5 protein-coding genes are annotated in these 11,933 nt (G+C 66.8%); all 5 read left to right on the top strand.

Annotation, left to right across the window (positions count from 1 at the left end; all coding sequences use genetic code 11):
* Positions 1-97: 97 nt before the first annotated feature.
* From ACULK2_RS14855 to ACULK2_RS14835, 5 genes are read left to right on the top strand one after another with little or no spacing between them, the layout of a single operon-like run.
* On the top strand, positions 98-700 hold the full coding sequence (locus ACULK2_RS14855; RefSeq protein ID WP_445968611.1) for a hypothetical protein: 603 nt from the start codon (positions 98-100) through the stop codon (positions 698-700).
* Positions 697-1,866, top strand: coding sequence for a hypothetical protein (locus tag ACULK2_RS14850; RefSeq protein WP_445968610.1), 1,170 nt, complete (start codon positions 697-699; stop codon positions 1,864-1,866). Before ACULK2_RS14855 ends, ACULK2_RS14850 begins: the two co-directional genes overlap by 4 nt.
* A gap of 46 nt (positions 1,867-1,912) precedes the next feature.
* The gene (locus ACULK2_RS14845) at positions 1,913-5,914 is read left to right on the top strand and encodes an Eco57I restriction-modification methylase domain-containing protein (RefSeq protein ID WP_445968609.1); all 4,002 of its coding nucleotides are present in this window, start codon (positions 1,913-1,915) and stop codon (positions 5,912-5,914) included.
* Positions 5,911-9,348: an SNF2-related protein gene (locus tag ACULK2_RS14840; protein ID WP_445968608.1), complete on the top strand. Its 3,438-nt coding sequence runs from the start codon at positions 5,911-5,913 to the stop codon at positions 9,346-9,348. The genes ACULK2_RS14845 and ACULK2_RS14840 overlap by 4 nt, the downstream gene beginning before the upstream one ends.
* Positions 9,345-11,930: a Z1 domain-containing protein gene (locus ACULK2_RS14835; protein WP_445968607.1), complete on the top strand. Its 2,586-nt coding sequence runs from the start codon at positions 9,345-9,347 to the stop codon at positions 11,928-11,930. Before ACULK2_RS14840 ends, ACULK2_RS14835 begins: the two co-directional genes overlap by 4 nt.
* Positions 11,931-11,933: the final 3 nt, after the last annotated feature.

The following is an 11,933-nucleotide window of genomic DNA, read 5'->3' as shown; positions in this document are numbered from 1 at the left end:
GATGCCAATATGTGAGCGCAACCCTCGACCCCCGTTCGGGGGTGGCAGGTCGACGCGGCGACGCGCGATGGGCAGTATGAGATCGGAGGACCCGAACGTGACTGAAGAGGATCTCGACTTCAACGTCGGACTCGTGGCAGTGACCCTGCGAGCCGGCGTCGAAGCGTACGAGGGTGTACCGACGAGCGCAGGACGCGCCGGCACGGTGATGGAGGGGCAGCTGCGACTGGCCGAATTCTCGTCCAGCGACGGGCTGCTGATGACGGCAGGGATGATCGCGTGGCCCGACGCGAGCATGGATGTCCAGCCGCTCGACTTCCTCGCCGGTCCTGACGCCTACCGTCGTCTCGAGAGAGCCGGCCGAATGAGTCTGACCGATTCCGGGAACGGCAATCGTGTCGCGCTGCTGCGTGCACTGAAACACGGTGATCGCGGATGGCCGACGCTCGCGACCGTGAGCTGGGAGGAACTCGATTGGCTCGCGGGCAGCGACACCGTCGAACTGCTGGAGTCGCACGGCGCCACGCGAGTCGGTCGCTACGGCGACCTCAGGCCCGGTGCAAAGCGGTTCGTCGAGTCGCCGGCGTTCGAGGTCGGCCCGGATCCCGCGGAGGCCGTGTTCGCTGCGTTCGCGATCACCCGCGTCATCCCGATCATGAAGGACTTCGGTCGATCGGGCGTGGAGGTGCTGCACGCATGAGTGGGCGAGCCTTCGTGATGGAGTACCCGGAGCGTGAGTCATACGGCGAGGTGATGAAGGGCTATTTCTCGCTGATGCGTGGCTTCGGACTGGAGTTCGCGAGCCGGAGCGACCGCGTGCTGGGTGGGACCATGGGTGCCTCGTGGTTCCGGCACTATCAGGAGGAGCTGAAGCAGGAGGCGAGACTCAGGAACCGGAAGTTCGGCCGGGTCTCCCTCTCGGACCCGAGCTTCTTCCTGAACGACTTCCTCTACACCGAGGACTCGCTTTTCCGGAAGGTGATCGAGAACACCGGCGATGTTCGCGTTCTCGCCAAGAAGATCGTCGACACGCGCAATACGTGGGTCCACTTCAGCGAGGAGCCCACCACTGCTCAACTGCTCGATGCCGCCGTGCTGGTTCGACAGTTCGGCGAGAAGAACCACATGGGTGTCGCGGGGCCGGCGGCGCAGCTCGTGAAGCGTGTGACGAAGATCCAGAACGGCCGGTACCCGCCGGTGCCGAAGCCGACCCCGCCGACCGACGTGGTGACGCCTCAGCCCGAGACGGATGCCGCAGAGCCGTCAAGCGGCGCGGGCGCCGGTGAGCCGCCCGCCGCGATCCCTCTCCCCGAGCCTACCTTCGAACGACGCCCGCCGATCGGGGGGACTTGGATCGGTGACATCCCCCGCCGACGCGTTCGTGTGACGAAGACTCGCGACGTGGTCGACATCGAGACCGGGCGCTCCCTCCGGCCGGAGATCGACGGCGACCCGAACGAGAAGCTTCGGCAGTGGACCAGCGCGCGACCGATGGGCGAGCTGTGGGTCGCCGGTGACGGCGCCGTGGGAGGGTACGTGCGTGGGGTTCCGCGGCTGCTCGGCTATCTCGGTCCCGACCCGGTGGACGAGGTCGCGCGCGGATTCCTGCTGCCCCGCTTCTACGACCTGGTCGACGACCACCTCATCGACCTCGACTCCGGGGTCCGCCTGCAGGAGGCCGTCGACGGCGACACGGCTCAGGACGAGGCCCAGCGCCTCGACCGGGCCGTAGCCGAGGTCGCTCACGCAGGTGGCACCATCCGGCTGACGAACTTCGGCGACCTGCTCTATCTCGACGACGACGGGATGCAGCGCATCGCCGTCGTGAACCCGACGATGTGGTTCCCTTCGCACTTCATCGTCTGACGCCACCGATTCAAGACAGACCTCGCCTCCGACCCGACAGGAACCCATGAACCACACCAAGTCGCTGACCCTCACCGGCGCGCGCTCGATCGCCTGGCGCGACGCCCTCCCGACCGGACTGACCGGCATCGAGGTCGTCTTCGGCCGAGATGACTCGGATGTCGGTGAGGTGCAAATCGCTGTCGCGAATGCATCGGCGCGCCCGACCAAGGCGATGCTTGAGCAGGCGTGGAAGACCCGCGGTGCCGCTGTTGCCATGCCCGTCATCGTCGCGGCCGCTCATTCCGACGGGGTGTGGCTCTTCGACGGACGGGACGGCATTCTTGGCCCGGTCCCGACTGGCCTCGCGGAACGCCAGCTGCAGGCCGTGCTCGAGGAGCCGGATGGCATCGCCGCGCAGCAGCAGATCGACTCCGTCAAGCGGCAGCTCGAGTCTGGTGCCCCAGGCGGCTTCTCGAATCAGTTCCTGTTCGCGAGCTATCACCTACGGGTGAATGTCCCGAAGCGGGCGGACTGGCGGGAGGCGACAGGGCGCGCTGCGGCGCTCGTCACGGAACGGGGGAGGGCCCTGATCGCGGCGCTCGGGTTCACCGCAGAGCCCGTGAGCAACGCGTCCGGTAGCGCGCTGGTTCTTCGCACCGGGTCCGGATCGCGTCGGGCGATTGCGGTGCTCTTGGACGAGACCGAGCACTTCGAGCAGAGGAGCGCGAGATACCAGCTCTCACCCGTTGCGCACGGCTTGGAGGTCGCGGGTCGCGAGGAGGTGCCCTGGCTGGTAGTGCTTCGCCAGTCGACGCTCCGCCTGTACCCGGGACGAGACGGCGTCGGAGTCGGACAGCGTGGGCAGTCTGAAACCTACTTCGAGCTCGATCTCGCGATGATCGAGCCGGGGCTCGCCGGGCTACTTCCTCTGATCTTTTCAGCCGACGCACTTGAGCGCGGTGGCTCCGCGGAACAGATCCTTGAGGGTTCCGGCAAGTACGCCGCGGAGCTCGGTGCGCGGCTGCGTGACCGCGTCTACCTCGGTGTCGTGCCGCAGATCGCGATCGCAATCGCCGAACGACTCCCGCAGCTCGGCTATGCGATCGACGCCGATGGTCTCAAGGTCGCGTACGCCCTAACGCTGCGCGTACTCTTCCGCCTTCTGTTCCAGGCGTATGCCGAAGACAGCGGCCTGCTGCCCGCCGGCCGCAACGACTGGTATGACGCAAACTCCCTGCAGGCCTTCGTCGAGCGGGAGGCGAAGACGGATGCCGCTGAGTTCAGCGACTCCGCGACCTCCATCTGGCACGATCTCACGCAGGTCTGGGACGCGATCTACAGCGGCAACCGGAGGTGGGAGGTCCCCGCCTACGGCGGCAGCCTCTTCGATCCGACGACTGAGGAGGGTGCGCTTCTCCGACGCCTCGAATTGCCGGACAGCGTGATGGGGCGCGCGCTGCAGGAGATGCTTGTTGAGACCACCGAGGACAGCATTCGTGGCGCCGTCGACTTCCGGTCGCTCCAGGTGCGTGAGTTCGGCACCATCTACGAGGGACTCCTCGAGTCGTCGCTCTCGGTGGCCGAGGACGACCTCACGGTGGATCGGTCCGGCGCCTTCGTCCCGGCGAAGGAGCATGACGAGATCGTCGTGCGCGCCGGGGCGCCGTACTTCCACTCGGCGTCCGGCGAGCGGAAGGCGACAGGCTCGTATTTCACGCCGAAGGTCGTTGTCGATCACCTCATTGACCGCTCGGTCGCGCCGGCACTCGAGGCCCATCTCGCGAAGGTCCATGCGCTCGTTGAGGAGGGAAAGGATCGCGAGGCCGCGACGCTCTTCTGGGACTTTCGGGTGGCGGACCTCGCGATGGGGTCGGCGCATTTCCTCGTGGCCGCCGTCGACAAGATCGAGCGCGGCATGCGCGACTTCCTCACGGTCACTCCGGTGCCCGGAGTCCGGGCCGAGCTCGCCCGCCTCGCAGATAAGGCGCGAGAGGCGCTCGATGATGATGTCGAGGCCGCGAGTGCGATCACCGAGGCGCAGCTTCTCCGACGGCAGGTCGCGCGCCGCTGCGTCTATGGCCTCGACATCAACCCGCTCGCCGTGGAACTCTCGCGGCTCGCGATCTGGATCCACACCTTCGTGCCGGGCCTTCCGATGTCGAGCCTCGACCACGGTCTGGTGCTGGGGAATTCACTGACCGGCATCGGGACAATCGATGAAGCGCTTGACGCGCTTGCCGTCGGTGAACTCTTCGCGCCGCTGATCCGCGAACCGCTGGATGCGGCACGGACGGCACTTCTCGACTTCGCGAACGCCAGTGAGGCCGATCGGTCGGAGGTCGCTCAGGGTGCTGAACTCCTCCGCAGCGCTCGTGAAGCGGCAGGGCCTGCGAGGGCGGTCTTCGATGTAGCAGTCGCAATGAGGCTCGGCCTTGTAGCTCCGGGCACCGCATTCAGCTTGGAGGACATCTCGGAGATCGCGGGCAATGCAGAATTGCGGGAGGCGATTGAGCGCCTTTCGCCTGCGCACTTGCCGTACCTATTTCCCGAGGTATTTCTCCGGGACGCGGCCGGGTTCGACGTGCTTGTCGGGAATCCGCCGTGGGAGAAACTTCATGTTGAGGAACACCAGTGGTGGGGCCTGCGCATTCCGGGGCTTCGGTCCATGCCACAGTCGAAGCGGAGGGAGCGGCTGGCCGAGCTCCAAGCTGCGAGGCCCGACTTGGTGAAGCAGTATCGCGCCGAGATCGACGCCGTGGCGAAAGTGAACCAAGCGGTCGCGTCAGGCCCCTACCCAGGGCTCGGCTCGGCCCACCTCGATCTCTATCAGGCCTTCGCTTGGCGGTTTTGGACGCTCATTCGTGAGGGCGGGCGGAGCGCCATCGTGGTTCCGCGTGGTGCATTGTCTGGCTCAGCGTTGGCTACGTGGCGACGAGACGTGCTTGCTCGCGGGTCCTTCGTAGATGTCTGCTTCCTCTTGAATAACCAGAGCTGGGTGTTCCCGTCCGTCCATCCTCAGTACACGGTTGGACTGACCGTGCTCGAGCGCGGCGGCGACCACATCGCCCGGTTTTGTGGCCCGTTTGCCAGCGAGGCCGAGTTTGTCGTTGGAGCCGATAGTCTCGCGGAGGTGTCGGCGGATGAGTTCGCCTCTTGGTCTTCGACCGCAGCTTTTCCGCTAATTCCGGACCCGCAGTCTGCCCAGATCTTCCAGCAGATGAAGCAGTCGCCGCGCTTCGATGACTCACGTGCGGAATGGCGACTGCGGCCGATCCAAGGTGACTTCAACGCGGCCGGCGACAAGGACAAGTTCGAATTTGATCTCGAGGAGTCAGACGGAAGAATTCCTGTACTGGCTGGTGCGTCGTTCAACATCTGGAGCCCCGACTTCGGAGCGCCCTTTGCATACGGCAAGCCGGAGGTCCTGCGGCCTGCGCTCCTGTCTAAGCTGACTCGGGCAAGTGGCAATCCACGATCGGCCTACTTCGGGACCGAATGGGCCGACGGAAAGCTGCCGCTCGATCGTTCACGTATTGCGTTTAGGGATATCGCGCGAGCGACTGACTCGCGGACCACGATTCCGTGTCTCATCCCGCCCGGTTCCGTCTTGGTCCACAGCGCGCCGGTGCTGGTCACTCGCGCCGGGGGAGCTGGCGCTGAAGCATTCGCGCTCGGCGTGCTCGCTTCCATTCCGTTCGACTGGGCATCGCGCAGATGGGTCGAACTCCATCTCACATTCGAAGTCCTGTCGTCACTCCCGGTACCGCGATACACGCCGGGGAGTGCACTCAGCGATCGCGTCGTGGAGATCGCAGGTCGTCTGGCAGCGGTTGACGACCGATTTGAGTCTTGGGCACGTCAGATCGGCGTCGACGTGGGCACTGCGAACACCGAGCCGGTGAAGTCGGACCTCATCGCGGAGCTTGACGCCTTGGTGTCGCTCCTCTACGAGCTCACCGAGGAGCAGGTCCGGCACGTCTTCGCGACGTTTCACCGCGGGTGGGACTACCAGCCTCGACTCGACGCCGTCCTCGAGTACTACGCCGCATGGAAGGACCGCACATGACGCAGCTTCCCGTCTTCGCCACCAATCGTCAGGCGCCGCCGATGACGGTGGGCGAAGAGATCAACCGGCTCTTCCGCGTGAACCGTGAGGCACTGGCCGCAGCGCCCAGCGCGGCGATCGCGACCGCGTATCTGAACCCCGCCGGTTTCCTGCTCCTCGCCGACGAGCTGGAGAAGCTGCCGCGTATCCGGATCCTGCTCGGTGCCGAGCCGATCCCCGACCCGCAGATCCGCCTCGAGCCCGACAAGGCTGCCCAAGACCGACTCCGCGCGGCGCTCGCCGATCACGACAGTTGGCTCCGGGCGGAGCGCGATGCGCTCGGGTTCGAGCACTCGGCGACGGCGTCCGCGATGCGGCTCGTGGCGTGGTTGCGTGCGGCCGATGAGGCGGGCGAGCCCGTCGTCGAGATCCGTCGCTTCACCGGCGGATTCCTGCACGGCAAAGCATTCATCAGCAACCATCCGACGCACCCGGCGTTCCTCGCAGGATCGAGCAACTTGACTCTCGCGGGGCTCACCCGCAACGCCGAACTGAACGTCGGTGCCTCCGGCACGCATGGTTCGACGCCCCAGGTCATCGACTGGTTCGAGGAGTGCTGGGGCGACAGCGAGCCGTACGACCTCGCCGCGCTCTACGAACCGCTCTGGGCCGAGCACACGCCGTGGACGGTGTTCCTCCGGATGCTGCTCGAGCGGTACGGCGACCACCTCGAGGAGGAGGCGGCGGGCCCGACGAGATTCGAGCTGACCCGCTTCCAGGCCGACGGGGTCAAGCGGATGCGTCGGCTGCTCGACGAGATCGGCGGCGTGCTCGTCGCCGACGAGGTCGGTCTCGGCAAGACGTTCCTCGCCCTCGAGGTCATTGCCGCCGCGACCGAAGAACAACGCCAGCGGGTTCTGATCGCCGCACCGGCGGCGCTGAAGACCAGCGTGTGGGACCCGCTCCTCGAGCGGTACGACATGAGTCGACGTGTCACTGTGCACTCCTACGAGGAGATCCGGAGTCGCATGGACCGTGATCACCCCGACCACGCCGCGTTCTTCGACCGGGCTGAAGATGCCGCGCTGGTCATCGTGGACGAGGCCCATAACCTCCGGAACGCCGCGGCATCGAGGTCGATCGCGCTCGATCAGATCATCCTCGCCGGCGCGCATCCGAAGAAGGTGGTGCTGCTCACCGCGACGCCGGTCAACAACTCGCTGATCGACCTCGAGACGCTCGTCAAGTACTTCATCCGCGACGACGCCCGCTTCGCCTCGATCGGCATTCCGTCAATCCGGCAGTACATCCGCGGTGCACAGAAGCTCGACCCCGATGCGCTCACTCCCGGGCACCTCTTCGACCTCATGGATCAGGTCGCCGTGCGCCGCACCAGACGGTTCGTGAAGGACAACTACCGCGGCGAGACCGTACCCGGCCCGGGCGGCAGGAAGATCCCCGTCGAGTTCCCCGACGCCAAGGTCCAGCGCGTCGACTACGACCTCGATGGCCACGGCAGGGCGCTGGTCGACGCAGTCACGTATGCGCTCGACATCCCCGAGAACGAGCAGCACGCGGCATCCTTCGAGGTCAGACGCGGTGACCCCAGGCGCCTCCTGCTCTCCCGATACGCACCGAGCGCCTACCTGAAGTCGGCGAAGCTCGACGGCACGCAGGTCACCAACATGGGCCTGCTCCGCTCGGCACTGCTCAAGCGACTTGAGTCGTCACCGCGCGCGTTGGCGGCAACGCTCGGGGTGCTCATCTCGACGCACGAGGCATTCCTCTCCGCGCTGTCGAAGGGCCACGTGTTGATCGGCGGCGCGCTCCGCGACTACGTCAACTCCGAGTCCGAGGATCTTGAGGAGATCATCGAGAGCCTCGACGACGAGAGCGAACACCAAGCGACCCCGGCGAGCGAGTACCACGCCGACGTGATGAAGAGCGACGTCGAACTCGACCTCGAGCTCATCCGACACCTGCAGGCGCTCGCACTCGCAGCGGCGCACGAGGGTGAGCCGAAGGCCGACCGTCTCCTCGCCGAACTCGATCGGATCGCCGAGGCCGCGAAGCCGATCAGCCCGAAGGGCATCTCGTCGGAGGATCGACGGAAGGTCATCGTCTTCTCGACGTTCGCCGACACCATCCGCGACCTGCACGAGCGGCTCACCGTCGCGCTCGATGGAGTCGACGGAAATTCGCCGCTTGCCGACTACCGGGGCAGGCTCGCCCCGGCCATCATCGGCGAGTATGCCTCGGGGAAGACCGGTGGCATCCACCAGGCCAGTCGGGCGGCGGCGATCGCCGGCTTCGCCCCCCGCACAGCCGGGCGACTCGACGACGGAGGGAACCCCCTCGACGACGACCGCTATGACATCCTGCTCACCACTGACGTGCTCGCGGAGGGCGTCAACCTCCAGCAGGCCGCGCAGATCATCAACTACGACCTGCCGTGGAACCCGATGCGCATCGTGCAGCGACACGGTCGTGTCGATCGCATCGGCAGCGAGCACCCTGAGATCCACCTCGGCGTCTTCTTCCCTGCGAAGCATCTCGACGAGTTCCTCCGGCTCGAAGACACCCTCATCCGCAAGCTCAAGCAGGCGGATGCCGCGGTCGGTATCGGCACGGTCCTGCCCGGGGTGAGCGCGTTCCCGCCGCGGGACCACTACGACGCCGCCGACCTCGTCGAGGAGATCGAGATCCTCGTCGAGTCCGGCGGCGGTTCGGCGGCCGGCTCGGGTGAGGAGTACCGCCGCCGGCTGGCGAACGCACTCGACGAGGATCCGGGGCTCAGGACCACGCTCGAGCTGCTGCCGCACGGCATCGGCAGCGGATTCGAGAACCCGAATGTCGCCGGCAACGGCTTCGTCTTCTGCATGCGGATGGGCGACAGCGGGCGTGTCTGGTTCCGGAACGTCGCGGTCGGAGACGACTGGAACGCGGTCGACAGTGAGGAGTCGGGGCAGTCGGTCAACGACGACACGCTTGCCTCCCTCGTCGCCGCGGACCCCGGCGGCCCCGGGCGAGCGCGAGACCTCCCCGCTGAGGCGTTCCGTGCGGCCTACGACGCCTGGGCGCTCGCGCGGGACGACGCGCACGACGAGTGGATGCGCAGTACGGATCCGATCGCACTTGCGGGCGCGCTTCCACTCGCATTCCGGGAGGCTGCCCAGTTCGTCATGCAGCAGGCCGCTCTGCTCAGCAGTCCGCAGCTGAAGCGACTCGTGCGTCGTCTGAAGTCCGTGCCCACGACGAAGGCCGCCCGCGCGATGCGCCGCGCCCTCCGGAGCGATGAGACCCCGCGGGAACGGCTGGATGCCATCATCGCGGTGCTCGACGAGTTCGGCATCCAGGAAGCCGCGAAGGTCCAACCCCTCCCCGAGATCGACCTCGGTGACATCCGGCTGGTCGCGTGGATGGCGGTGCGCGGTACGAAGGGTGCGGCCACATGAGCATCGGGTCGACGGGCCGTGAGGAACTCCTCGATGAGCTCGCGGGGGAGGTCGCGCGAACGGGTTCGGTTGATCACGCTGTCGCGTCGCTTCAGCGCATGGGTGCGCCGAGGGCGCGCGTCGTCGTCGCGGCCGACGAGTTCCGCCGACGGGCGTCGACGATTCGGACGTCCTCCGCGCCGGCAGCGCTCATCGCGCCCGAGACGATCGCTGACGAGTGGTACCTCGGTTCACGCGACCAGGATCTGCGGTGGCACCGCGTCCGCGCCCGGCTCGCGCAGCGGATGGACGCGGCCTCTGTCGACTCCGTCGATACCGCGTCCGACAAGATCGTCTCGCTGCTGAGCGCTCCCAGCGTCGGCGCATTCAGCACGCGGGGGCTCGTCCTCGGCAATGTGCAGAGCGGCAAGACGACGAGTTTCATCTCGGTGATGGCGAAGGCGGCCGACGCCGGATATCGCCTCTTCATCGTGCTCTCGGGCACCACAGACTCGCTGCGGAACCAGACTCAGGACCGCATCGACACCGTCCTGACGGGCGGTGACGCGGGATGGGTATCGCTCACGGCGGCCGGTGCCGACGTGAGTGAGGATCCGCGGGGTGCATCGGGCGCGCTGCTCGCCACGTCGAAGCGGTATGTGATGGTCGTGAAGAAGCAGCCGCACCGCCTTCGGAACGTGCGCGACTGGTTGCGTGGCGCCGGGACGCTGATCATGCGGAAGACGCCGATCCTGGTGATCGACGACGAGGCCGACTCAGCCAGCATCGACGTCGGCGAAGAGGGTCAGCGGTCGGTCATCAACGGGCTCATCCGCGACCTCCTCGATCACCCGCGCGCCGCGTACCTCGCCTACACCGCCACCCCGTTCGCCAACCTGCTCATCGACCCGGGCGATGACAACGGACTGTACCCGCGCGACTTCATCGTCGACCTGCAGACGCCTCCGCAGTACTTCGGCGCGGAACGGATCTTCGGCCGATCGGAACTCAGCTCGGAGGATACCGACCGGTTGGACGGGCTCGACGTCCTCCGCACGATCGAGCCGGACGAGGCGAGACGGATGGCGTCCGGTGGGACCGACGGGCATCCGGTCGCGCTGGCTGCGGCATGCCGGTGGTTCCTGCTCGCCACCGCAGCTCGGCGGGTACGGTCGGGCGAACGAGCCGACTCGTCGATGCTCGTCCACACCTCGATGCTCGCGGACATACACCTCCAGACGCGGCGAGACGTCGATGCCGTGATCGCCGACATCCGGACCCGGCTCGAGACGGATCGCGAGGACGAGCTCGGACGACTGCGCGAGCTGTATGAGGCGGAGTCGCTCAGTGTGCCGTCGGACGAGTTCGGGAACACCACCGTCGACTTCGAGGCATTGACCGAGACGCTGATGCAGGTCGCCGCCGAGATACGCGTCATCGTCGACGACTACCAGTCGGCCGACCGGTTGGGCTATGTCGACGGCGAGCCGCAGACCGTGATCGTCATCGGTGGCAACACGCTCTCGCGGGGTCTCACGCTGGAGGGCCTCTGCGCGAGCTACTTCGTCCGCACCTCGAAGACGTACGACGCACTGCTGCAGATGGGCCGATGGTTCGGCTACCGGGCCGGCTACGAGGATCTCTGCCGCATCTGGATGCCCGACGAACTGAGCGCCTGGTTCCGTGACCTCGCCCTCGTCGAAGCCGAGATCCGGCACGAGATCCGGCGCTTCGAGCGTGAGGGGATCACACCAGAACGGGTCGGAGTCAGGATCCGACAGCATCCGGCGATGGCGATCACCTCGGCCGCCAAGAGCCGCCACGCCGTGAGCGCGCAGATGTCGTACTCCCAGGCGCGCGCGCAGACCGTCCTCTTCCCGCGGCGCGACGCCGAGTGGCTGCAGCACAACATCGCGGCGACGCGGCGATTCGTGCAGCGCATCTCGAGCAGCGGCATCCCGCAGAGCGAGTTCAGGTATCAGCGTGCCGGCTTCCGGCGTGTGCCAGCCGGACTCGTCACCGGGTTCCTGCACGACTACCGCATCCATGAACGGTCGCAGAGCCTGCGCGCAGAGCTCGTCGAGCGGTACATTGCCGGTGAGAACGAAGCAGGTGCGCTGTCGCACTGGAACGTCGTGTTCCTCCAGCGCCGGGTCGACGCGACATCCGCTCGGCCCGGACTGGACCTCGGACTGGACAGGCCCGTGCGACTCGCGAACCGGTCACCCATCGCCGGTGGAGACCGTAGCATCGCCAACCTGAAGTCGATCATCTCCACTGAGGACCGCCTCGCCGACCTCGACATCGGCCCCGCCGAGGTCGCCACCGTGCTGGAGGACGACCGTACCGACCCCGATGACATCCGCTACCTGGCGGCACGGGAGCGACTCGGCGTCACCGAGGGGCTTCTCTGCGTGCACGCGATCGCTTGCGACTCGATGCCCGATCTCACCAGGGCGAATCGCCACGGGCTGAAGAGAGTCGGGCTGCACGCCGTCGAGCATCTTGTCGGCATCTCGATGTTCTTCCAGACGTCGAAGCGTGAGGACTCGTCGGTCGGCTACGTGACGGCGCCCGACCCGATCGGCCATGAGAAGACATGACCC

This window comes from Agromyces molybdatiresistens (assembly GCF_052748445.2).
This window is presented reverse-complemented; position numbering and strand designations above follow the sequence as displayed.

Coding starts and splice junctions, on each gene's coding strand:
- ACULK2_RS14850 (WP_445968610.1), top strand. CDS start 697: ATGAGTGGGCGAGCCTTCGTGATGGAGTACCCGGAGCGTGAGTCATAC.
- ACULK2_RS14845 (WP_445968609.1), top strand. CDS start 1,913: ATGAACCACACCAAGTCGCTGACCCTCACCGGCGCGCGCTCGATCGCC.
- ACULK2_RS14840 (WP_445968608.1), top strand. CDS start 5,911: ATGACGCAGCTTCCCGTCTTCGCCACCAATCGTCAGGCGCCGCCGATG.
- ACULK2_RS14835 (WP_445968607.1), top strand. CDS start 9,345: ATGAGCATCGGGTCGACGGGCCGTGAGGAACTCCTCGATGAGCTCGCG.